This window comes from Plantactinospora sp. A48, assembly GCF_055793945.1.
In genome coordinates this window covers 62,899-85,811 of record NZ_JBTIXF010000020.1, presented here as the reverse complement: position 1 = coordinate 85,811, position 22,913 = coordinate 62,899, and the positions used below count along the sequence as shown (strand labels likewise).

Genomic DNA, 22,913 nt, shown 5'->3' with positions numbered 1-22,913 from the left:
GTTGCCCGCGCACCCCGTCATCATCCCCGCCCGCGCCGGCCGCTCACAGCTCCAGCACGAGCCGGGGCGTGCGGGCCCGGGAGACACAGATCATCATGGTGTCCCCGGCCGCCCGCTCCTGTTCGGTGAGCAGGGTGTCGCGATGCTCGGGCACGCCGGCGAGCACCGGGGTCTCGCAGGTGCCGCAGGTCCCCTCCCGGCACGACGAGAGGACCCGCACCCCGGCCTCCTCCACCGCCCGCAGGATCGGAACACCCGGCGGCACGAGCACCGTCCGCCCGGAGAGCGCGAGCTCGACCTCGATCGTCGTGTCCGGCCCGGTGTCGCCCGGCGGGGTGAAGCGCTCGACGTGCAGGTGACCGGGCGGCCAGCCACGACAGTGCTCCTCCACCGCCGTGACAAGTGCTTCCGGGCCGCAGCAGTAGACGAGTCCCGCGCCGGGTCGATCCAGCCACCCGGCCAGGTCGAGCAACCCGACCTCGTCCTGCGGATGCAGGCTCACCCGGTCGCCGTACCTGTCCCGCAGGGTCGTGGCGAAGGCCATGGTGGCGCGGCTGCGTCCCCCGTACACCAGCCGCCAGTCGGCGCCCGCGGCGTCGGCGGCGGCGACCATCGGGCTGATCGGGGTGATGCCGATGCCACCGGCGACGAAGAGGTACCGCCGCGCCGCGACCAGCGGGAAGGTGTTGCGGGGTCCGTGTACCCGGACGGTGGCGCCGACGGTGAGCCGCTCGTGGACCAGGCGGGAGCCGCCCCGCCCGGCCGGCTCGCGCTGCACGGCGACGCACAGCGCGGACCGGTCCGCCGGGTCGCCGCAGAGGGAGTACTGCCGGATCAGGCCGGGGCCCAACTCCAGGTCGACGTGCGCCCCCGGTGTCCACTCGGGCAGGTCGGCGCCGTCCGGGCGGCGCAGGCTGATCGCGACGACCTCGGCCGCCACCGCGTCCCGGCCGGCGACCACCAGTTCCGCGCCGGCCAGCTCGTCCCCGGTCACCCCCCGACCGCCAGCGCCGTCGACGGGTCGGGCGCCGGCGCCGGGGCGGGCTCGTGACCGCGCGGGTGGGCGAGCAGCCAGTCCCACAACTCGACCGGCTCCTGCGCGACGTGTTCGGCACCGCAGTGGCAGATCCCGTGCAGGGTGTCCGTGCCCGGCAGCCAGTGGACCCGGTAGACCCGCTCCCCGGTGAGCATGCCGGCCCGGGGCGTCACCGCGCCGCTCCCACCGTTCCCGACTCGACCATGCGGGCCAGCAGCCGCCGGGCGGCCAGGCCGCCGGTGTCGATGTTGATGCTCAGCTCCTGGTACCTGTCCGGCTCGGTCGCGAGCACCCGTTCCAGGATGTCGAGCGCCGCCACGTCCTGCATCACCACCGTGTGGTTGCTCTGGTGGAGGTACTCGCTGACCGACTCGTCGTCGATCGCGAAGTCGCGGGCGACCGCCCAGAAGTCGTACGTGGTGTGCTCGGTCGACGGGGTGATGGCGTAGACGATCTCGGCGTGGAAGGCTGCGCTGTCCTCGCCCTCGGCGGGCGGCAGGACACCCTGCGGCGCGATCCGGCTGTGCAGGAGGTAGAGGCAGGGCGGGTGGTACTCGATGTCCTGCCAGCGGGTGATCCGGCCCTGGATCCCGGTCGAGCGCGCGTAGAACGGCGGGCACGCGGCGTCGTCCATGTGCCGACTGACGTGGACGACGCCCCGGTCCTCGTCCACCTCCGTGGTGATCGGGGTGTCCGCCACCTCCGGCGTGCCGATGTAGCCACCGTGCAGGTAGGTCTCGTGGGACAGGTCCAGGAGATTGTCGACCAGCAGGCCGTACCGCGCGTTCAGCGGCGCCATGCCGCGGACCACCGCGTACCGGGGGTCGGCCAGCCAGGGCGCGCGGGGGATGGCGGCCGGGTCGGCCCGGTCCCGGTCGCCGATCCAGACCCAGACGAAGGAGTCCTGCTCCACCACCGGGAACGAGGTGACCCGCGCGGTGCGCGGGATGCGCTGCTGGCCCGGTACGAAGACGCAGGCACCGGTCGGATCGTAGGTGAAGCCGTGGTAGCCGCAGACGATGGTGTCGCCGTCGAGCCGGCTCTCCGACAGCGGGTAGCGCCGGTGCACGCACCGGTCGGCGAGGGCCACCGCCTCGCCGGCCCCGGTGCGGTACAGCACCATCGGTTCGCCGAGCACCGTGCGGGCGAGCAGTTCCCGCCCGACCTCGCTGCCGTGGGCCGCCACGTACCACTGGTTCCGGGCGAACGCCATGCGACCGCACCTCCTCCGGGACGAACATCGATGGAACTGAATCATCCCGTGCGGTCCGCCGGTGAGGGCCCGAGCTTCCACTGAGTGAAAGGGGACTCGACCTGGATCCGTCGTCCACTCGGGCCCGAGTATCCGAATCGCCTGTGCGACCGTCCCAGGCTCGCTAGCCTCCGGTCGTGACGGACCGGACGGTCGCGCTCGGTGACCACGCGGCGCCGTCAGGCGTCCGTCCCGTCGAAACCTGTCCTTGACCGTCCAGGAGACACCATGTCCAACCACTTCAGCGCCGACAACCTGGGGTTTCCCGGCGACGACCGTCGCCTCGAACTCACCGACCTGTACGCCTTCACCTCGATGGAGGACCCCGGCAGGACGGTGCTGATCATCGACGCGAACCCGACCGTCGCCCCGCCACCGATCCCACCTGCCGTCACTGGTCCGGAGTTCTACCCCGGCGCGGTCTACCGGATCAACGTCGACACCGACGGCGACGCGCTCGCCGACATCGCCTTCACGTTCACGTTCTCCGACTACGATGGCGGCAGCCAGACGGGGACCGCCTGGTACGCCACCGGCCCCGAGGCCCGGCAGCCCGAGCCCGCGGGCCGGATCCTCGCCGAGTCCTTTCCGGTCAGCTTCGACGGCACGGTGCAACCCGTGCTCATCGATGAGCCGGGACCGATCCGGCTGTTCGCCGGGCTGCGCAGCGACCCGTTCTTCGCCGACGTCGAGGGCGCCCTGCACGGGATGAAGTGGACCGGAAACGACGACTTCACCGACAACAATGTCGACTCCATCGCCCTGGACGTACCCTCCGACCTCCTGGGCGGCGAGACGATCGGGGTGTGGGCCTCGATCAGCCGCCGCAAGGACGGCACGCTGGAGCAGCTGGACCGTGGCGGCAACCCGACCATCAACCCGTTCATCAACCCCGACGGCGAGAAGAACCGGTACAACTCCCGGCAGCCCGCCGACGACGTGGCCAACTACCTGGAACCGTGGTCCCAGCTGCTGGAAAAGGGCGGCTACGCACCGGAGGAGGCCAGGAGGACCGCGTTGCAGTGCCTGCCCGACATCCTGCGCTACGACCGCACCAGACCCGCCTCCTATCCCAACGGACGGGCCCTCGTCGACGACGTCTTCAGCTACCGCTTCGCCTGGCTGACCAACGGCAAGGTCCCCCCGACCGGGCTCCGGCCGCACAGCGACATGCTGAACCGGTTCCCCTACCTCGGCCCGCCCAACCCCAGGTCGTGACCGGGCCGATCCCGACGATCGTCGGTGGCGGAACCGATGGACAGCGCGACACCGACGTCGCGGGGGAGATGCGTCGCAGTCGTGCGGCTCATGGTCACCGTGGTTCCGGAACCGGCCAGCGCCCGGCTGACCGGGTCGGGCACCCGGCCGTCGGCGATCCGCACCGAGGCCACCCCGCCGGCCAGCGCCTCACGCGCCGCCACGAGCTTGAGCGCCATGCCGCCGCCGGCGAACCCACCGGGCGCGCCGGTCCGTGGCACCTGGTAGCTGCGCCACACGCTGGTGTCGTCGCCGGGGTCGGCGAGCACGCCCGGTGCGCCGGTCAGCAGCACCAGGCGGTCGGCGCCGAGGGCCACCGCGAGCGCCGCGGCGGCGCGGTCGGCGTCGACGTTCACCGGACGGTCGTGTTCGTCGATGGCGGGCGGGGAGACCACCGGCACGAAACCGGAGCGCAGCAGGGTGTCCGGCAGTTCGGTGCGTACGGCGCTGATCCGGCCACTGTGGTTGTCCCGCACCAGCACGGTGCGGCCGTCCACCACGGACCGGACGGCGGGCTTGCGGCTGGCGCGCAGCATCCCGCCGTCCAGGCCGGTGAGGCCGACGGAGGACACTCCGAGTCGGGACAGCTCGGTGACGATCTTCGGCTTGACCGCGCCGGCCAGCGCGAGGACAACCACCTCCAAGGTCGCCGGATCGGTGTACCTGGCCGACACCCCGTCCGGGGCGACCAGGGTGCGTTGCGGCACGCCGAGCCTTCCCGCCAGCCTGGCGATCTCGCCGGAGCCACCGTGGACCAGCAGGACGGCCTCGCCGGCGTGGACGAGTCGGGCCACGTCGGCGCAGATGCCCGCGGCGTCGACGGCCGGGTTGCCGCCGCACTTGACGACGGTCAGCGATCTGGTCACGGTCCTCCTAGGGTGACGACTGGGCCCGGCGCCGACCGGGGACGGCCGGGCCGCGCTCGCTGGGTCCGGCGCTGGCCGGTCAGCGGCGTTGCCGCCGGTCCCGGACGGGATGCGGGTCCTAGACGGGATGCAGGCCGGAAAAGGACAGGCCGAGGGTTTCCGGCCAGCCCATCCGGATGTTCAGACACTGGATCGCGTTGCCCGCGCCGCCCTTCACGAGGTTGTCGAGCGCCGCGATGGTCACCAGCCGGCCGGTGTCCTCGTCGCCCGCGTACCCGACGTCGCAGAAGTTCGACCCCGACAGGATCTTCGGCTCCGGATATCGGTACGCGCCCCGCCGCTGCGCGACCAGCCGGACGAACGGCTCGTCCTGGTACTGCTCCCGGAACGCCCGACCTATCGCCGACCGGTCGACGCCGGGTCTGGCGGTGACGTGACAGATCGTCTGCACGCCACGTACCGCCTCGACCCCGGTCGCGGTCATGGCGACCGGAACGCCGACGTGTCGGGCGATCTCGGCCTCGTGCCGGTGCCCGGTCGGCGCGAACACCCGCATCGCCCCACTGCGTTCGGCGTGCAGGTTCGCCTCGCCGGCGGTGGCACCGGACCCGCTGGAGCCGGTGCGGGCGTCCAACCGCACGTGGGGTTCGATCAGGTTCCGGATCGGGTACAGCGCGAGGACGCCCGCCGTCGCCATGCAGCCGGGGACGCTGACCAGGTCGGCGCCGCGCAGCCGCTCGCGATACAGCTCGGGTATCCCGGGAACGAACTCGCCGAGCAGGTGTGGCGCGGCGTGCGCGGTCCCGTAGTAGCGCCGGAAGACCTCGGGGTCGTCCAGCCGGAAGTCACCGGTGAGGTCGATGACCTGCTTGGCGTGTCCGATCCAGCGGTCGATCTGGGTCATGGCGGCGCGGTGCGGCGTGGCGAGGAAGACGGTGTCGTACTCGGCCACGTCGTCGGCCGAGCAGAACAGCAGGTCGGTGGCGGATCGCAGGTTCGGATGCACGCTGTCGACGCGCTTGCCGGGAAACCGGGAGGAGACCGCGCCCACCACCTCCACCTCGGGATGGCCGATCAGCAGTCGCAGCAGTTCCCCGCCGATGTAACCGGCCGCACCGACCACCGCGACGCGGATCACTCGCCCCAGTCCTCTTCGACCTCGGGCGCGAGCGCCAGCACCGCCGGCCGCAGCGCCACGATCTCCAACTCGTTCCGGCAGCCGGCGCACTCGATGATCTCGTTGAGCCGTACCGAATCGTTGATCGGCACGTCGTCCGCGCACTCCGGGCAGGCGTACATGGTGGTCATGGGTTGGGGTCCTTTCGATCATTGACTTCCGAGCGGGCTGCCGCGTCGAGGGCGGTGCGGACCGTCCGCACAACCTGCTCCGCGGTGAGGTCGTAGTGGGCGAGGAGGTACTCCTGGTTGCCGACCGCGTCGACGAACCGGTCCGGCATCCCCAGCCGCAGCACCCTCGTCGGTGCCGCCTCCGCCAGCGCCTCGGCCACCGCGCCGCCGAGGCCGCCGCTGCGCCAGTGCTCCTCGACGGTCACCACGAGCGCGGCCGGCCGCGCCGCCGCGACCAGCGTGTCGGTGTCGAGCGGTCGCAACGTGTGCAGGTTCAGCACGGTGGCCTCGACGCCGTGCCCGGCGAGGACGTCCGCCGCGGCGAGGCAGGCCAGCACCGGGTAGGGGCCGCAGCAGGCGAGCACCACGTCGTGCCCCTGCCGCAGCGTCTGCGCCTGGCCGATCACCGGGGGCGGGGCGGCGGGCAGCGGCGGTGACGGTTTGCGGTCGAGCCGCAGGTAGAGCGGACCGGCCAGGCTCAGGCTCTGCTCGACGAACGCCTCCGTGGCGGCCGCGTCGGCCGGTGCCACCACGGTCATCCCCGGCAGCACCCGCAGCACGGCGAGGTCCTCCAGGGCCTGATGGGTCGGACCGAGGTGGCCGGCGGCGAGACCGCCGTGGGTGGCCATGATCCGGACCGGCAGCCGGTTGTAGGCAATGTCGATCTTGATGGCTTCCAGCGCGCGGGAGGCCGCGAAGGCGGCCATCGTGTTCACGAACGGCATTCGTCCGGACGCGGCCATCCCGGCGGCGATGCCCATCAGGTTGTGCTCGGCGATGCCGAGGTTGAGGTACTGCTCGCCGGCCAGCGCGGCGTGCTCCGCGCTGAACAGGCCGGTGTCGGTGTCCAGGCAGATCATGTCGGGATGCCGGTCCAGCAGGGCGAGCACCCGGTCCCGATACGCCTCCCGGAGCGCGCGGCTCATCGGACGGTGTCCGCGGCCCGTAAGGCGGCCAGCGCCCGCGCGTGGTTGCGGTCCGACAGCTTCACGTAGTGGCTGGCGGCCCGGCCGGCGAGGAACGGGAGCCCGTGCCCCTTGACCGTGCGGGCGATCAGGACGCTCGGCTTGCCCGGCTCCCAGGGCGCGGCGGCGAGGTGGTCCGCCAGTTGGTTGGCGTCGTGGCCGTCCACCTCCCGGACCGCCCAGCCGAAACAGCGCCAGCGGTCGGCCAGCGGTTCCATCGGCGCGATCCACTCGGCGGGACCGGTCAGTTGCAGCCCGTTGCGGTCGACCACGGCGACCAGCCGGTCCAGTCGCAGCGACGCGGCCGCGATCACCGCCTCCCACACCGAACCCTCCTGGAGTTCGCCGTCGCCGAGCAGCACGAAGCTGCGGGCGTCGCGTCCGGCGTACCGGCTGGCCAGCGCGAACCCGCAGGCCAGCGCGAGACCGTGGCCGAGCGACCCGGTCGGCAGCTCCACACCGGGCACCACCCGCACCGGATGGCCCATCAACCTGCTGCCGGGCCGCCCGTACCCGGCGAGTTCCTCGACCGGGAAGAAGCCCCGTTCGGCGAGCGTGGCGTACAGGGCGAGGGCGGCGTGGCCCTTGCTGAGCAGGAAACGGTCCCGGGCCGGGTCGTCCGGCTGGCGCGGGTCCACGTTCAGCACCGAGAAGTACAGCGCGCTGAGCACCTCGACGCAGGAGAACGCCCCGCCGAGATGGCCGCCCTCCGGTCCCGCGCACATGTCCACGATGTGCGTACGGATCCGGGTGGCCACCGCCTCGAGGGTGTCCTGGGCGGCGGTCATGACGCCGCCGCCGCGAGCGTCGCCACCACGTCCCGGTGCGCCCACACCTTCTCGAACGCGTCCGCGTAGCGGCCGAGCAGCTCGCCCGACCCCGGATGAAGGTGGCGCTTCTGCAGGGTCAGGGAGTCCGCGATGATCGCCCGGGCGACCGGGTGGTCCGGGCCCGGCGCGGCTGCTCGATGGGACTCGGCCGGCTCGGCGGCGGCGCCGGTCACCGTCCACGGATAGCCCGAACCGAAACCGACACGGTCGACGAACACCCTCTGGTCGGGCAGCGGCATGAGCTGGTACTGCGACATGGGTACGCCCTCGGCGCGAAGCAGCCGTCGAAGTGCGGAACGCAGGGCCTCCGGGCGTACCCGGGAGAGGCCGAACGCGGCCGGGTCGAACCGGAACCGCAGGATGTGCCAGGCGTGCGTGGTGCCCGGCAGCGCGGTCGGCACGCGCAGGCCGGGCAGCACCGCCAGCCGCGCGAGGAAATCGGTGACGTTGCGCTGCCGCCTGCGCTCGTACTCGTCGAACCGGCTGAGCTGCGCGTTGGTGAACGCGGCCTGGATCGCGTTCATCTTGTGGTTCCAACCGAGGCCGTAGGACACGTAGTCGCGCTCGCGGCCGCTCTCGATCACCTCGCCGAACTGCCGGCCCCGGCGTACCGACTCGGCCAGCGCGGCGTTGCCGGTCACCAGCAGGCCCCCCTCACCGCAGGTCGGGATGTTCTTGGTGGCCTGCAGGCTGAACGCTCCCGCGTCACCGATCCCACCGACCGGTCGCCCGCGGTGGGTCGCGCCGGGCGCCTGCGCGGCGTCCTCGACCACGGCGAGGCCGTGCCGGCGCGCGATGTCGGTGAGCCGGTCCAGGTCGGCGGGGGCGCCGTGCAGGTGGACCGGGATGATCGCCGCGGTCCGCGCGGTGATCCGCCGCTCGACGTCGTCCGGATCCAGGTTGAAGGTCACCGGGTCGACGTCGGCGAACACCGGAACGGCCATCTGGTGTACGGGGGCGAGCCCGGTGGCGATGAAGCTGAGCGCGGGCACGATCACCTCGTCGCCCGGCCCGACGCCGAGCGCGGCCAACGCCAGCGACAACGCGGCGGTGCCGGTGGACACCGCCACGCAGTGGTCGAAGCCGAACCGCCGAGCCCAGTGCTCCTCCAGGGTGGCGACCGCGTTCGTACCGTCGGAATTGGACACCAGTCGGGCGCCGTCGAGCGTGTCGAGGACCGCCTTGCGGTCCTCGTCCTCGACCAGCGGCCAGTCCACCCGGCGCCGGTCCTTCGGCACGGCCGCCGTGCCGCCGAACGCTGCCAGCTTGTTCATCGCTGTCCTCCCCGGAGGGTCAGACCGTCGCGCTGACGGCATCGACGGCGTACGCGTACTTGCCGCGCAGCACGGTGGCGTGGTGCGCGATGTCGGCGGAGACCGCACGGGGATCGTCGAGACCGTGCGCGCCGGTGATCCGCAACCCGGTCCAGGCGTGCGCGACGGCCTCCACGGCCCGGCCGGCCCCGGCGAGCGCCGGATCGCCCCACTCCCGGGCGCAGCGGCGCAGCAGCTCACCGTGCAGGGACGCCTGCGCCTGCATGCCCCAGCCGAACGGGTACAGCTCGCGCAACGCGGCGGCGTCCCCGGCCCGGCACCGGTCGACGAGTTCCCCGGCGAACTCGTCGAACCCGGCCAGACCGGTGCGGGCCGGGGTGGCCGTGGTGAAGACGTCGACGTCGGCGCGCAGGTATCCGCCGAGCATTTCGGGGGTCAGCGGCGCGGGCGGGGTGTCGAGCCGGACGTCGAGACAGCGCCGGTCGATCCGGGAGGCGCTGAAGAAGGCGTCCTGTTCGTCGGTCGGGTTGGCCGAACCCCAGCTGCGCAGGAACGCCTCGATCGGGACGGCACCGCGGAACGCGGGCGGCATCGCGTCCGAGACGTACACGAGGCCGCGGACCTCGTCCAGGCCGTAGACCACCACGAGGTGGGCGGCGTGCACGTCACCGTAGGCGGGCCGGAACGGCAGGTGGAAGTTGTCCACCGCGGCGATGACCGGCCGGTCGTCGGCCAGCGACGCGCGGACCTCCCGCCAGACGTCGTCCTCGTCGGCGGGCTGCCACCACCGGGCGCGCAACTGGTGGTGCGGTGCCAGGGCCGCGCCCAGATCGGCGTCCTGGCACGGGTAGTAGAACTCGTCGGACCTGACGTCGCCGGGCAGGTGCAGGAACCGCCAGCCCGCGCCGAGCACCGCCAGCGGGTCGGCGCCGGCCCGCACGAGCAGGGCACCGAAGGTGGCCTGGAGGCAGCTGATCAGGTCGCGGCACCACAGCTCCGGTTCCGGTCCGCTGATCATGTACGTCCGTGCCGTCACGTCACCGGTCATGCCTCGGCCTCCGCGCGCTGGAGGGTGAGCGCGAAGACGTGTATCGCGACGTTGCGGGGCAGCCGGATGCCGGCGAGGCTCGCGCGCCGGGTCACCGGCACCCGCTGCGCCCACATCAGCGCGGACACGCCCCGCTGCACGTGGTGCGGGTAGTGCATCACCGGGCTCTCGAAGGCCAGGAGTTCGCCGAACCAGGCCGGTGCCGCCCAGAAGTCGGAGACCCGCAGCGGCTCCGCGTCGACCGAGCCGTCGCCGAAGGTCAGTTCGAGGGTGTCCTCGCAGCGCCGCTCCGCCGCCGCCAACACGTGCAGCCAGTCGTAGTGACCCGCCGGTACCGCGATGAACTGTCCGGAGCAACGGACGTTGTCCGGACCGGCGCAGACCGGCGGAAACCGGAAGGGTACGCCGGCCACCTGGACGAGGCTGCCACCCTCGGGCAGATACTCGGCGGCGAACGAGTTCCCCCACACGTTGAACTGGCCCGATTTTGTCATCGTCGCCGACGAGATGGCCGTGTTGTTGCGATGACCGGAGATGTCGACCGGATCGCATCGGCGGGTGACGGCGGCGGGCATGAGGATGTCCGTCAAGTGACTCCCCTCCCTGGAATGGTCCTGGTATTTCCAATCTAGGCCGCCGGCTCGTTCTTTTCGTCTGCACCATGATTACCGTGAATGTGTCGATCGACGTTTCCGTGTACTTGCCGGGTAATCCAGCTGACTATTCCGGTGGTGTCGTCACGCGGTGTGGTCACGGCCGGAGCGCGGCGGCGCGCAGCAGCTCGTAGTAGGGCAGGTGGTGTTCGAGATGGGCCCGCAGCACCGGGTTCGCGTAGACCACGTCCGTTCCACCGCCCGACCCGCGCGTGAACCCCCCGGTCCGGCTGGTCGACTGGTGCCACCGGCTGGTCGCCTGCCACTCCGACCGCATCCCCGGTTGCCAGCTCAACGCCGCCGGAACGAACGGGATGCCCACCGCCGAGCAGTACGCCCGCACGGTGTCGGCGGGCCGGTCCAGCAGGTCGTCCGAGTCGATCACGACCGGCGTCGTACCGGTGGCGGACCGCACGGCGGCGAACAGCTCGTACAGCCAGGCGAAGCCGATCTCGTCGCGGGCCAGGTTCGGGTTGAGGGCATGGTGCGACGCGATGGCCTCGGCCGGGTGGCGGATGATGAAGGTGTGGGTCGCCGCCGTCAGGAAGGCGTGGTCGGCGAGCAGCGCCGGATAGTGGAAGTCCATGGTGTCCTTGAAGAACACCGGGGTCTTCTCGGCGATCGCGCGCAGGGCGGCGAGCACGTCGTGTTCGCTGTGCGCGACCAGCTCACCCACCCGCGACTCGCCGAAGTCGACCACCTGGGAGAACGGTTCGTGGACGACGACCCGGTCGTTCCGTTCCGCCATCATCCGGGCGAAAGCGGTGGACCGGCTGCGCGGCGCGCTCCACAGGGCGAGCACCGGTATCCGCTGTGACGTGTGTTCCACGGTTTTCCTTTCCACTGGCGTGTTCCTGGGTCCGGCACATTGTCGCGCGGACGGCCGGCAGTCGGGGTAAGCGGAACGCGTAGCCACGGCCGGAAAAGTCAACGCAATGCGTCCCGGCGGATGAACTTGTCGCGGACGCGCTCGATGTCGGGCCGCCGTAGCGTCTTTTACGTGGCGGCAGTCGAATTGCGTCGTCCTCTACCACGGAGGGTCATGTGCCAGCGATACCAGCGCACCCGGATGACGGCCGGATCGCCGTGTTGGCCAGCCGGGTCGGCGCGGACGAAAAACGGTTGTTCGACGCGCTCGAACGTCGCGGTGTCCCCTTCGAACACGTCGACACCCGGGGACAGTGGTTCGTGGCCGGCCGGCGCGACCTGACCCGGGGACCCGTGCTGAACCGGGAGATCGGCCAGGTCCGGGCGGCGTACGCGGCCCGCTGCCTCGCCGCGGCGGGCGTCGAGGTGATCAACAGCGCGGACGCGATCGAGGTGTGCGGGGACAAGTGGCGCAGCACCATGGCGTTGCAGGCGGCCGGGCTGCCGATGCCACGTACCGCACTCGGCCTCACCCCGCAGGCCGCGCTCGACGCGCTGGAGGTCATCGGCTACCCGGCGCTGGTCAAACCGCTGGTCGGCTCGTGGGGCCGGCTCGTGGTCCGGCTACCCGACCGGGCGGCGGCCGAAGGCGTGTTCGAGTACGTCGCCGCGCTGCCCGGCCCGCAGTCGCACCTCGGGTACGTACAGGAGCTGGTCGACAAGCCCGGCAGGGACATCCGGGCGATCGTGGTCGGCGGCGAACTGCTGGGCGCCGTCTACCGGATCGGTGAACTGTGGCGGACCAACGTGGCGCTCGGCGGGCGGACCCGACCGTGTGAACCGACCCCCGAGATCACCAAGCTGTCGATCGACGCCGCCGCAGCGGTCGGCGCCGACATCGCCGGTGTCGACCTGATCGAGGACCGGGACGGCCGGCTGCTGGTGCTGGAGGTCAACCACCGGGTCGAGTTCGCCGGCTTCCAGTCCGCGTTCGGCGACCGGATCGACGTCGCGGACCGCATCGTCGAACACCTACTGGAACGAGGGCGACGATGAACTGGGCGTTCACTCCGGCCGGCCAGGTGACCGAGACCTGTGCCGCCGGGCTGCTGCGGGGAATGCTGGAGATCGCCTCCCCGTCGTACCAGGAACGGGCGCTTGCCGACTTCCTGGCCGAGGCCATGGTGGACCTGGGCTTCCGGACCCACATCGACGTGGTGGGCAACGTCATCGGCGTGCTCGACCGCGGTGCCGGGCCGACCCTGATGCTGCTGGGCCACCTGGACACCGTTCCGGGCCAGCTCCCGGTCCGCTCCGAGGACGGCAGGCTCTACGGTCGGGGCGCGGTCGACGCGAAGGGACCGCTCGCGGCGATGATCTGCGCCGCGGCCAGCGCGGCGGACTTCCCCGGCCGGATCGTGGTGGTCGGTGTGGTGGAGGAGGAGACCCCGTGCTCACGCGGGGCGATGGCGATCCGGGCCACCCACGACAAGCCGGACGCGCTGATCATCGGCGAACCCAGCGGCTGGTCGAGCGTCGTGCTCGGCTACAAGGGCAAGCTCGACCTGCGCTACACCGTCACCTGCCCGGCCACGCACCCCAGCAACCCCGCGCCGAAGGCGTCCGACCTGGCCGTCGGCTGCTGGGCCGCGCTGGTCGACCTGCTCGGGCCGGACGCCAGCCACGGCCTGTTCGACCAGCCGGGGGCGACGCTCTGCCAGCTCAACGCCGACCTGACCACGGCAACCGCCGACATCAGCGTCCGTACCCCACCGGGCTTCGACACCGACGTGCTGGTACGCGAGCTGAGTGACCGCCTGCCGGTCGGCAACCTCGAGGTGCTGAACTCCGTGGCGGCCTGCCGGACGGGCCGGTCCACCCCGGTGGTCCGGGCGCTGGTGTCCGGCATCCGCCGGCTGCACGCCCGGCCGAGGCTGGTGGTGAAGACCGCCACGTCGGACATGAACACCCTCGCCGAGGTGTGGGACATCCCGATGGCGACCTACGGCCCCGGCGACAGCCGGCTCGACCACGCCGACACCGAGCACATCGTCCTGTCGGACTACCTGCGCGGCATCGACGTGCTGTCCATCGCCATCTCGGAGCTGGCGCACCTGGCACTCCGCCCGGACGGCCAGGGAACCAGTACCCCGGTTCCCGAAAGGACTCTCCGGTGACCGACCCGACCCGACGCCGATCCGGTGGGCCTGGATGCGTCCGCGTGTCACCAACCAACGTGAAGGGAGCTCCGTGTGAGTTCAGTGCAGGAAACCACCGCAGCGGATAAAAAGCGGTCGCTTGCCGACATGTTGGCGCGCGCACGCCTCCAGGTGACCGACGGACCGCGTCCCCGACAGGATCGCAACAACGTTCCCCTGTCCTATTCCCAGGAGACCCTGTGGTTCGTGGACCGGCTGCAACCCGGGATGACGACCTACAACGTCCCGTACGCGTTCCGGATCGAGGGCGAGCTGGATGCGGACGCGCTCACCGGGGCCTTCGCGAGTATCGTCATGCGCCACGAGGCGCTGCGCACCTATGTTCTCGTGGAGAACGATGAGTATTTTCAGGGCGTCGTCGAGGACCCTGAGGTCGTCGTCGCGAGGATATCCGCGCCCTCCGTGGCTGAAGCCGACCGGATCATGGCCGAGCTGGCCGAGGTCAAGCTCACATTGACGGATTTCCCGCTGTGGAAGGCGAATCTGATCAGGGTCCGGGATGATCTGCACTACTTCGGAGTGACCCTTCATCACATCATCTTCGACGGCGTATCGTCCGCCATCTTCTTCGACGAATTCGTGCGGGAGTACAACGCCCGGCGCGTCGGTGCCGTGCCGGACGTGGAGCCTCCGACGGTGCAGTTCGCCGACTTCAGCGCGTGGCAGCGCAAGCGCATGCAGGCGGGTGCGTGGCAGGCGAGCGTCGACTACTGGTCGGAGACCCTGCGCGGCGTCGAGGTCATGGACATTCCCGGCGATCGTCCGCTGCCCGCCCAGGCCACCTACGCGGGTGCCGTGAAATCGAGCACCTGGGAGGGCTTCGGGGCAGAGGTCAGGCAGCTCGCCGTGTCGATGTCGACCACGCCGGCCACGGTATACGCCACCGTGATGGCCAGTGTCTTCGACCGGTACGCGGGCTCCGGAGACGTCATCTTCGGGATGCCCAACGCGAACCGTGGCGAGATCGAATGCGAAAGAACCATCGGATTCTTCATCAACATGTTGCCGCTACGCTGCCAGTTGGAGTCGGACGAGACCTTCCGGGAACGTCTCGTCCGGGTTCAGCAGCGGCTACGTGGCGCCCAGGCGTACGGAACTCTTCCGCTTGAGGAGATCATCGCCAACACGGATGTTCAGCGGGATCCGTCGCGATCCACGTTGTTCCAGTACACGCTGACGATCAACGAGTGGACGGACCAACTCCACCTCGACGGAGTGTCCATAGTCCAACTCGCGCCCGACACCACACGCGCCAAGTTCTTCCAGGAGTGGACGATCGTCACGAAAGGCGATGATCTCGAACTCCATACCGTCTACAACACCGACATCTTCGATCCGGCGACGATCATCACCATGCAGCGGGTGTTCGCCGGGATCCTGCGGACGGCAATCGAGATGCCGGACGTCAGCATGCAACAACTGTGGGTCCATGACGAGGAGTCCCGCCGAGTGCAGGCACGTCTCGGCGTCGGCGCTGAGTCGCCGGCACCCACCGGCAACGTCTACGCGCAATTCAGCCGGGTCGCCAACGAGCACGAGGATCTCGTGGCGGTCAGCACTCCCACGCGGCGGCTGACGTACGGCGAACTGCGGCGGCGGGTGGACATGATCCGGGCCCACCTGGGCGCGGCCGGAGTCGGCGCCGGCAGCCGGGTGGGGGTCGCGCTCGAACCGTCGCCCGACTTCCCGGCGACCGTCCTGGCGCTCATGGCGCTGGGCGCGGTCTACGTCCCGATCGACGCGATGAACCCGCGCGGCCGGATCGAGGCGATCATCGAGAACGCCGACCTGCACCGCGTGGTCTGTGACTCGACAACGGCGGGGATCTCGCCCGCGTTGGAGTGCCGGTTGCCGGCCGACGTCCAGGTTCTGCCGAGCCTGCCCGAGGTGCCGGCCGGCGAGGACATGGTCGCGTACCTGATGTTCACCTCGGGAAGTACGGGCACGCCCAAGGGGGTGCTCATCAGCCACAACAACATACTGGGCTTCATCCGGAACGTTCAGACGCTGTTCGGGCTGGTGCCGGAGGACCGGGTCCTCGGCTATGCGTCCTGCGGGTTCGACGTCTCGATCTTCGAGATGTTCGGCGCGTTGCTGAGCGGTGCGTCGCTTCACCTTGTGCCCTCCGCGATGCGGCTGAGCATGGTGGATGTCCAGCAGTTCCTGCAGGATCACCGGGTCACGGTGACCGACCTGCCGCCATCGGTCATGAAGTTGCTGGATCCCGCACCCCTGGATGACCTGCGCATTGTCTTCGTCGGCGGCGAGGCGTTCTCCCATGAGCTCGTACGGGCGTGGGGCAAGGGCCGTCGCATATTCAACGGATACGGTGTCACCGAATGCACCGTCACCAGTGTCGTCGAGGAACTGGTGGAGCCGCTGCCGTCGGCCGCCCTGCCCATCGGTGGTCCGATGGACAACCACACCGCGTACGTGCTGGATGAGCACAACAGGCCGGTGCCACAGGGCGTCATCGGGCAGTTGGCGCTGGGCGGAGTCGGGCTGACGTCGGGATACTGGCGCCGAGACGACGACAACCGGCAGAAGTTCATCCCCGATCCGGTCGGCGATCCCTCAGCTCGCGTCTACCTGACCGGTGACCTGGTGCGGCACAACGGCGACGGTCGGCTGGTCTACGTCGGGCGGCGCGACCGGCAAGTCAAGATCAACGGCGTGCGGATCGAAGTCGGCGAAATCGAGAGTGTGCTCCGCGCCGTCGACGGAATTCGCAACGTGTACGTCCAGATCCGCCAGGACGGGGATCAGAAGCGGGTGGTGGCGTACTGCGCGACCGGGGCGGGCCGCTCCGTCTCCGAGGTGACGCTTCGGGAACACTGCCGCAAGCACCTCGTGTCCACCATGCGGCCCAGCAGCTTCGTGATGATGGCTGAGCTCCCGATCAACGCGAGCGGCAAGATCAACGAACGAGCGCTGCCCGCTGCCGATTTCACCGTCGAGTCCGAACCCGTGGAACACCTCACGGACATCGAACGGAGCATGCTGACCGAGGCATTCGGGCCGATCCTTGGCCGTACCGACTTCTCGAAGACCGCCAGCTTCTTCGACCTGGGCGGGACCAGTCTCCAGGCCGCCCAACTCGTCTCCAAGATCAAGAAACTCTTCTCCACGACGATCTCTCTGGTCGTGTTCTTCAACGACTCAAGTGTGCAGAGCATGGCCTTGGAGGTCGAGCGCGCCAGGTTGGCCAGGCTTTCCCCCGAGGAGCTTGAGCAGGCCATCGAGCGGATGACCGAAGAGGACATGGCCCGACTTCTGGCCGGTGAGTAGGCGGACATGGATCGCGACATCAGAGGCGGCGACATGCGCCATGAGGGTGAACGTCTCACCACTCTTCTCGGTACGAGGTCGACCATCGCAGGCGGGTCGAGTCTCATCGAAATCGGGCAGCCGGGCGGTTCCGAGCGGGTTCTCCTGTTCGCGCACCCGGTCGGCGGCAGCCTGCTCGCCTATCAACCGCTGGTCCGGAAACTTCCCGAATACCGGTGCTTCGGGCTGGAAGCGTCGTCGGAAGCACTCGTCGACGGAGATCCGGCGGCGTCGATCCAGGATCTCGCGCAGCGGTACGTCGAGGGTTTCGGCGACAGGCGTCCAGACGTTGATGTGGTGTGCGGCTGGTCATTCGGCGGCGCTCTCGCCTGGGAGATCGCCTGTTTCCTGGATCGACGCGGGCATCGGCCGAAGGTGATCCTGATCGACTCTACGTGGCCGGGCGTGGAATATGTGGAGCCCACACCGGCCGAGGAACTGCGGTGGTTCGTCGGCGACGCGCTGAAGCTGAGCGGACACAACGGAGACCTGCCGGCGGGTTCGCCATCCGAAGCCGCCGAGATCCTGGGCATGGACAGCGAGACATTTTCCGAACGATTCGAGATCTTCGCGCACAACAGCCGCCTTCTCGGCAGGTGGCGTCCCACGCCAGGAGAGCTCGACGTTGTCTCGATCCGCGCCGCCGAGTCCTCCAGGTGCGACTGGCGGACGATGACATCGGGCGAAGTCGAATTCCACGACCTCCCCGGTGCGCACTACGATCTGCTCAGCGATGCCGACAATGTCGCCACGATCGAAAAGATCATCAGGAACGGTCTGCCGGCCGCCGGCCTCGGTTCGAGCCCGAACGAACACACGAACCACGGCGACAGCGACAGCGACAAAGGTGACGGGCCCGACCTTGGCGCGTCGTTGGAAGAACTCGTCGACACGCCCCGCTGGCGTGACCTCGTGATCCGCTCCAGGCGAATGGACGCGGAAGCCATCACCGAGGCGTACCGCGAGCTCGGTCGACGCGGCCTGCTCACCCCGGACTGGCCGCGTGAGTTCGGTGGTTCGGGAACGCCGACGCGGGTCGGCGTCGAACTGTTCGAGCGGTTCATCGCAACCGGCCTGCCGGATCTCGTGTACGCGCTCACCGTCCAGATCGTCGGCTACTTCATCCTGAAGTCAGGATCGGAGCGGCTGAAGCGCGAGCTGCTCCCGCGGATCAGCCGGGGCGAGGAGATCGCCACGGTGCTCTACAGCGAGCCACGCGCGGGAAGCGACCTCGCTGCCCTCCGCACGCGGGCGGAACGCCGCGGCGACCGGTACGTCCTCAACGGCGTCAAGGTGTTCAGCATCTACAGCGACATCGCGGGTTCCGCGCTGGTGGCCGCGCGCACGGGACAGGACGGACACAAGTACGACGGCATCACCCTCTTCGTCATCGACATGAGGGCCGCCGGCGTGACTGTCGAACTCGTCGAGACCATCCAGCCGGAGCAGATGTGTCGGGTGAGCCTCCGCGACGTGGAGGTTGAGAGTTGGCGACGGGTGGGCGAGGAGGGCCGCGGATGGGCCCTGCTCGACGGCGCCCTGGCCATCGAACGCACCGGTATCGACCACGTCGTTCGAGCAGCGCGGTGGTTGCGGGCACTACGCGTGGCGACGGACCGCGATGAGTTCCAGCTCCTCGAAGGGCAGATCGAGTGCGCCACGACGGTGGCTCGCGCGGCCACCGAGGTGTTCCTGCGGACCGATGTGACGGCGGCCGACACCGCCGTCGCGAAGTTGTACACGAGTGAGACCTGCCAGCAGGTCGGGCACGAGGTTCTCCGCCGCTGGCGGAGCCTCGCGGACCTGTCCGACCACGATGACCTCGTCCGTGCGGAACTGCTCTCCGGGCTCACCGAGTCGCCCGGACTCACCCTGGCCGCCGGGTCGTCGGAGATCATGCTGTCCACCATCTCCGTGGACCTCAAGGAGGAGTGTGCCCGCCGCTGTCTGGAGATCCTCCAACGCTTCGGTGGAGAGCTTGTCGACACCGTGGTCGAGGTCCTCGAACCGGTCGGCGCCGGTATCAGGGTGGAGCCGCTGTTCGCCCGCTCGGCGGCCCGCCGTACGGCGTTGGCGAGCACCCTCGCGGAATTGGGCTTCGACCGGGTCGAACTACCCGAGGACGAGGGCGGCCTGGGTCTCGGCCTCGGGGTCGGCTGCGCGATCAGCCTGAGCCTGGGGTACCTGGGCTACGAAAATGCCTACCAACCGTGCCTGACCTCGAGCAACGGTGCCGAGGCTCCAGGTGAGCACGTCGGCCACGGCCACGTGGCAGACCTCGAGTGCAGGGTGCGTCATGCGGCCTACGTGCTGGGACTCGGTATCGGCCTGTTCCGGACCGCCTGGGAGCACGCCTCCACCCGGGAACAGTTCGGCCGGCTCCTCGTCGACCTCGACGGGTTGATGTTCCCGCTCATCCGCTCCTACGCGGAGCTGCACGCCCTGGGCACGCGCCTGTACGAGATCGCGAACGGCGCGGCGGAGGCGGGCGAGGGGGCGGTGCGGCGTTTCGAGCTGGTCCAGCAGGACGCGATGGTGCGACTCGTTCGCGGTGCGATGCAGGTCCTGGGTGCCCGGGGCATCACCGCGTGGTCGGTCGCGTCGCGCTTCTACATGAGATGCGCGGAGAACATCGGGCTGCGCGCCTAACCGCCGCACAAGGAGACGTTCCATGCAAATCGTCCGCACCGCTCCTGAAACAATCGGTCTGATCTCGGCAGAGATCTACGACGAGTCGCAGTATGCGACCGGCGACATGCACGCCGTGTGGCAGCAACTGCGGGCGAGTGGCGGTCTCCATCTCCAGGAGACCCCCGACGGTCAGAAGTTCTTCGCGGCGACCCGCCATGCTGATGTGCGGCGGGTGCTGACCGATCACGTGACCTTCTCCTCGGCCTACAGCACCATGCTCACCGTGCGCGGCGTCAACGGGGACTCCTCGGCGGGCGCGGCGATCCATCTCACCGACCCGCCACTGCACTCGGCGCTCAAACGCATCTTCACCCCGTTGATGACGGTGCAGGCCACGCAACGGCTCCAGGAGGGGATCGAAGAGCGGATGCGTGAGTTGTTCGAGACCATCCGGACCCGTGAGTCCTTCGACTTCTGCGCCAGCATGATCACCTTGCCAATGACGATCACGGGCACGCTGATGGGTATCCCACCGAGCGAGTGGCCGGTCACGGGTCGGGCGACCATCCGCGCGATGGGGGGAACCGCACCGGTCGGGAATGAGTACCAGCAACGCCTCGACCTCTTCGAGGCACACACGACGATCATGACCATTCTCGGCGAGGTGCTGGAAAACGGTCCCGATGGTGACTCGGTGAGCGGGCGTTGCCCGCTCACCGCCGACGTTGTCAATGACCCCCGAAGAGACGTGGCACTGCTCAACGCGTACGCATTTCTCATGGGCGCCAATCCGACCGTGCCCCAGACGATCAACCAGACGTTGATCCTGCTGGCCGCTGATGACGAGTTGTGGTCGTGGTTCGCCGGTCAGGAGCGGACCGACCAGAGGTTCGTCGATGAGGCACTGCGGTGGGCGAGCCCGGTAAACCACGTTTTGCGACGCACCACCGTGGACGCTACGCTCGCCGGAACTGACGTCCAGGCGGGCTCGTTGATCAGCGCCTGGATCGCCTCGGCAAACCGGGATGAGGAGGTGTTCTCGGAGCCGTTCAGGTTCATCCCCGACCGTTTACCAAACCAGCACTTGACATTTGGGCTTGGCGTACACAGGTGTATCGGTCAGCATGTCGCCGTCGCCGGCTTGAAGATCTTTTTTGATCTTTGGCGGAAGCACGTGCGGTCCTTCTCGCTCGCGGGCGAGCCCGGACACCTCGTCTCGAACTTTCTGAACGGTGTCGTCAGTCTGCCGCTGGAAGTCAACTGGAAATAGGTCGGTGGAACCTACCTGAACCGGCGGCCGGGACGCTTCCGGAAAGTGGGACTTGTGAGTGATCTCGTGGCGACTGTGGTAGGGCCGGGCGACTGGCCGGCGCTGGACGGGTTCTTCGGACCCAAGGGGCTCGTCGAGTACTGCTGGTGCATGTACTTCAGGATGGAGTCGAAGGACTATTCCGGATGTCGCTCCGCGGCCCGCAAGGCCATGCTCGCCGAGCTGATCGAGACCGGAGAACGGGTGGGAGTCGTCGGGTCCGTTGACGGCGTTCCGGTCGGCTGGCTCGGGGTCGGTCCCCGGCTGGGATTTCCGCGGCTGGGCAGGTCTCGTGCGGCGAAGCTGCTCGAGGGCGACGACCCGGCGCGCATCTGGTCCATCGTCTGCGTCTACCTGGCACGCGAGTACCGACACCAGGGCCTGCTCAGGGTGCTCATCAACAGGGCGGTGGACTGGGCACGGGAGGAAAAGGCCGACCTCATCGAGGCATATCCCGAGGACGACCGGGATCCGGAGTCCGGGTTCGATCCCCACAGTTTCCACGGAAGGGTGAGCACGTTCGAGACCTGTGGCTTTGCTGTCGTCGAGCCCAGGTTGCAGCGTAGGGCACTGGTTCGGAAAGACCTCCGGTAACCGTCCGTCAAATGCTGGTACCAGAGCCCTGACGACACTTGGTTTCCCCTTGAGGTAACACCGGGACTAGGGAGTGCATGCACATGAGTTTAGGGCGAAACTTCACCCGCCTGTGGCTGTCGCAGGGCCTGTCGAACACGGCCGATGGCCTGGTGATGGCGGCCATGCCGCTGCTCGCCGTGGCGGTGACCCGAGATCCTCTGCTCGTCGGCGGAATGACCGTGGCGCAGTTCCTGCCGTGGCTGGTCTTCACCCTGCCGGCCGGCGCGCTCGCCGATCGGATGGATCGGCGTCTCATCATGGTCTGGGGGAACGCGGTCCGGGCGGTCGGTTTCGCTCTGCTGGTCCTGACCCTCGTCGCCGACCTGCACAGCATCGTCATCCTCTACCTGGCGGTGTTCTTCGCCGGCACGGCCGAGACAATGGTGGACAACGCGGCACTGACAGTCCCTCCGCGCCTGGTCGAACGCAAAGACCTGGAACGGGCGAACGGGCGCCTGTTCGCCGCCCAGTCGGCCATCAACACCTTCATCGGTCCGCCGGCCGGCGCCGCGCTCTTCGCGCTGTCGGCGGCGGTGGTGTTCTCCACCAGCGTCGGACTCTTCGCGCTCGCCGCGCTGGCCCTGATAACGCTGCCGCGGATGTTGCCCACGGCGAGCGACACCAGCAACACCAGGCCCACGCCGGTCGACATCGTCCGTAGCATCAGGGCCGGCTGGTCCTATTTCTGGAACCACCGGCTGCTGCGCAGGGTCGCCTTCATCTCCGCCTCGATCAACGGGTTCGGGGCCGCCACGGGCGGTCTGATCGTGCTCCTGGCGACCGGTCCGCTCGGCGTGCCGACCTCGCTGTGGGGGGTCTTCATCGCGGTACCGGCGGTGGGATCCATCATCGGCTCGCTGATCGCGGCGAAGGTGGTCCCGGTGCTCGGTGGCGGGCCGGTGACCTGGCTCGCCGCCCTCGTGCCCGCCGCCTTCTACGTCACCCTCGGTCTGAGCACCAGCGTTGTTCTCGTCGAGATCCTCTGGTTCTGCAGCTCGATTGCGACAGCCCTGAACCAGATCGTGGTCAGTACGCTTCGCCAGGCCGCCGTGCCCGACGAACTGCTGGGCCGGGTCACCGCCGCCTACCGCCTGATAGTGCTCGGTGTGGTGCCGGTGGGCGCGTTGCTGGGCGGAGCGTTGGCCCACTGGCGGGGGACGGAGACGACGTTCCTCGCCGCCGGCATCGGGCTGGCGCTCGCCGCGCTCGTATTCGCCTCGCGGGTGACGACGCGGGCACTTCGGGAGTCTGAGCAGGCCGCGGACGCCGCCACAACCAGTCCGTCTCCCAGCATCGCCTGATCCTGGTCGGCTACCCGGGCGAAGCCGCCCCGGTGGATGGGGCCCGGCCTTCCGTGCGGAGGGCCGGGACCGCCACGCCGACCGAGTCGCCGGAA

Annotated in this window: 20 protein-coding genes; 8 read left to right on the top strand and 12 right to left on the bottom strand. The window is 69.5% G+C overall.

What is annotated here, in order from left to right:
• Positions 1-43: 43 nt before the first annotated feature.
• The 3 genes from ACXN5W_RS13500 to ACXN5W_RS13490 are packed head-to-tail and all read right to left on the bottom strand — an operon-like array spanning position 44 to position 2,249.
• Complete coding sequence (locus ACXN5W_RS13500; RefSeq protein WP_473158590.1) at positions 44-994, bottom strand: PDR/VanB family oxidoreductase; 951 nt, start codon at positions 992-994, stop codon at positions 44-46.
• Positions 991-1,209 (bottom strand): hypothetical protein, encoded by a 219-nt coding sequence (locus ACXN5W_RS13495; RefSeq protein ID WP_473158589.1) that lies wholly within the window; start codon positions 1,207-1,209, stop codon positions 991-993. Before ACXN5W_RS13495 ends, ACXN5W_RS13500 begins: the two co-directional genes overlap by 4 nt.
• On the bottom strand, positions 1,206-2,249 hold the full coding sequence (locus tag ACXN5W_RS13490; protein WP_473158588.1) for an aromatic ring-hydroxylating dioxygenase subunit alpha: 1,044 nt from the start codon (positions 2,247-2,249) through the stop codon (positions 1,206-1,208). Before ACXN5W_RS13490 ends, ACXN5W_RS13495 begins: the two co-directional genes overlap by 4 nt.
• 267 nt (positions 2,250-2,516) lie before the next feature.
• On the opposite strand from ACXN5W_RS13490, the gene ACXN5W_RS13485 reads away from it, so the two are divergent.
• Positions 2,517-3,506 carry a DUF4331 family protein gene (locus ACXN5W_RS13485; RefSeq protein ID WP_473158587.1) on the top strand — a complete coding sequence of 330 codons (990 nt, stop codon included), beginning with the start codon at positions 2,517-2,519 and terminating at the stop codon, positions 3,504-3,506.
• On the opposite strand, the gene ACXN5W_RS13480 is transcribed toward ACXN5W_RS13485, so the two are convergent.
• From ACXN5W_RS13480 to ACXN5W_RS13440, 9 genes are all read right to left on the bottom strand, one after another.
• Complete coding sequence (locus tag ACXN5W_RS13480; protein WP_473158586.1) at positions 3,476-4,411, bottom strand: [LysW]-aminoadipate kinase; 936 nt, start codon at positions 4,409-4,411, stop codon at positions 3,476-3,478. The genes ACXN5W_RS13485 and ACXN5W_RS13480 overlap by 31 nt on opposite strands.
• 118 nt (positions 4,412-4,529) lie before the next feature.
• Positions 4,530-5,549: an N-acetyl-gamma-glutamyl-phosphate reductase gene (argC, locus tag ACXN5W_RS13475; protein WP_473158585.1), complete on the bottom strand. Its 1,020-nt coding sequence runs from the start codon at positions 5,547-5,549 to the stop codon at positions 4,530-4,532.
• Positions 5,546-5,719, bottom strand: a complete 174-nt coding sequence (locus tag ACXN5W_RS13470; RefSeq protein ID WP_473158584.1) for a lysine biosynthesis protein LysW — start codon at positions 5,717-5,719, stop codon at positions 5,546-5,548. The genes argC and ACXN5W_RS13470 overlap by 4 nt, the downstream gene beginning before the upstream one ends.
• On the bottom strand, positions 5,716-6,684 hold the full coding sequence (locus ACXN5W_RS13465; RefSeq protein WP_473158583.1) for a transketolase family protein: 969 nt from the start codon (positions 6,682-6,684) through the stop codon (positions 5,716-5,718). Before ACXN5W_RS13465 ends, ACXN5W_RS13470 begins: the two co-directional genes overlap by 4 nt.
• A complete protein-coding gene (locus ACXN5W_RS13460) occupies positions 6,681-7,511 on the bottom strand; it encodes a transketolase (protein ID WP_473158582.1) in 831 nt (276 codons plus the stop codon). Before ACXN5W_RS13460 ends, ACXN5W_RS13465 begins: the two co-directional genes overlap by 4 nt.
• On the bottom strand, positions 7,508-8,827 hold the full coding sequence (locus tag ACXN5W_RS13455; protein ID WP_473158581.1) for a DegT/DnrJ/EryC1/StrS family aminotransferase: 1,320 nt from the start codon (positions 8,825-8,827) through the stop codon (positions 7,508-7,510). Before ACXN5W_RS13455 ends, ACXN5W_RS13460 begins: the two co-directional genes overlap by 4 nt.
• A 19-nt stretch (positions 8,828-8,846) precedes the next feature.
• Entirely contained in the window at positions 8,847-9,875 is a 1,029-nt protein-coding gene (locus tag ACXN5W_RS13450) for a BtrH N-terminal domain-containing protein (protein WP_473158580.1), read from the bottom strand.
• Entirely contained in the window at positions 9,872-10,465 is a 594-nt protein-coding gene (locus ACXN5W_RS13445; protein ID WP_473158579.1) for a hypothetical protein, read from the bottom strand. Before ACXN5W_RS13445 ends, ACXN5W_RS13450 begins: the two co-directional genes overlap by 4 nt.
• Before the next feature lie 160 nt (positions 10,466-10,625).
• Positions 10,626-11,357: a sulfotransferase-like domain-containing protein gene (locus ACXN5W_RS13440; RefSeq protein WP_473158578.1), complete on the bottom strand. Its 732-nt coding sequence runs from the start codon at positions 11,355-11,357 to the stop codon at positions 10,626-10,628.
• Between the two features lie 215 nt (positions 11,358-11,572).
• On the opposite strand from ACXN5W_RS13440, the gene ACXN5W_RS13435 reads away from it, so the two are divergent.
• From ACXN5W_RS13435 to ACXN5W_RS13405, 7 genes are all read left to right on the top strand, one after another.
• Entirely contained in the window at positions 11,573-12,451 is an 879-nt protein-coding gene (locus tag ACXN5W_RS13435) for a RimK family alpha-L-glutamate ligase (RefSeq protein ID WP_473158577.1), read from the top strand.
• Positions 12,448-13,572 (top strand): M20/M25/M40 family metallo-hydrolase, encoded by a 1,125-nt coding sequence (locus ACXN5W_RS13430; protein WP_473158576.1) that lies wholly within the window; start codon positions 12,448-12,450, stop codon positions 13,570-13,572. Before ACXN5W_RS13435 ends, ACXN5W_RS13430 begins: the two co-directional genes overlap by 4 nt.
• A 75-nt stretch (positions 13,573-13,647) precedes the next feature.
• Positions 13,648-16,902, top strand: coding sequence for a non-ribosomal peptide synthetase (locus ACXN5W_RS13425; protein WP_473158575.1), 3,255 nt, complete (start codon positions 13,648-13,650; stop codon positions 16,900-16,902).
• Between the two features lie 6 nt (positions 16,903-16,908).
• Positions 16,909-19,590, top strand: coding sequence for an alpha/beta fold hydrolase (locus tag ACXN5W_RS13420; protein ID WP_473158574.1), 2,682 nt, complete (start codon positions 16,909-16,911; stop codon positions 19,588-19,590).
• A 22-nt stretch (positions 19,591-19,612) separates the two neighbouring features.
• Positions 19,613-20,842, top strand: coding sequence for a cytochrome P450 (locus ACXN5W_RS13415; RefSeq protein WP_473158573.1), 1,230 nt, complete (start codon positions 19,613-19,615; stop codon positions 20,840-20,842).
• A gap of 54 nt (positions 20,843-20,896) precedes the next feature.
• On the top strand, positions 20,897-21,475 hold the full coding sequence (locus ACXN5W_RS13410; protein ID WP_473158572.1) for a GNAT family N-acetyltransferase: 579 nt from the start codon (positions 20,897-20,899) through the stop codon (positions 21,473-21,475).
• An 83-nt stretch (positions 21,476-21,558) separates the two neighbouring features.
• Positions 21,559-22,818 (top strand): MFS transporter, encoded by a 1,260-nt coding sequence (locus ACXN5W_RS13405; protein WP_473158571.1) that lies wholly within the window; start codon positions 21,559-21,561, stop codon positions 22,816-22,818.
• Positions 22,819-22,913 lie beyond the last annotated feature (95 nt).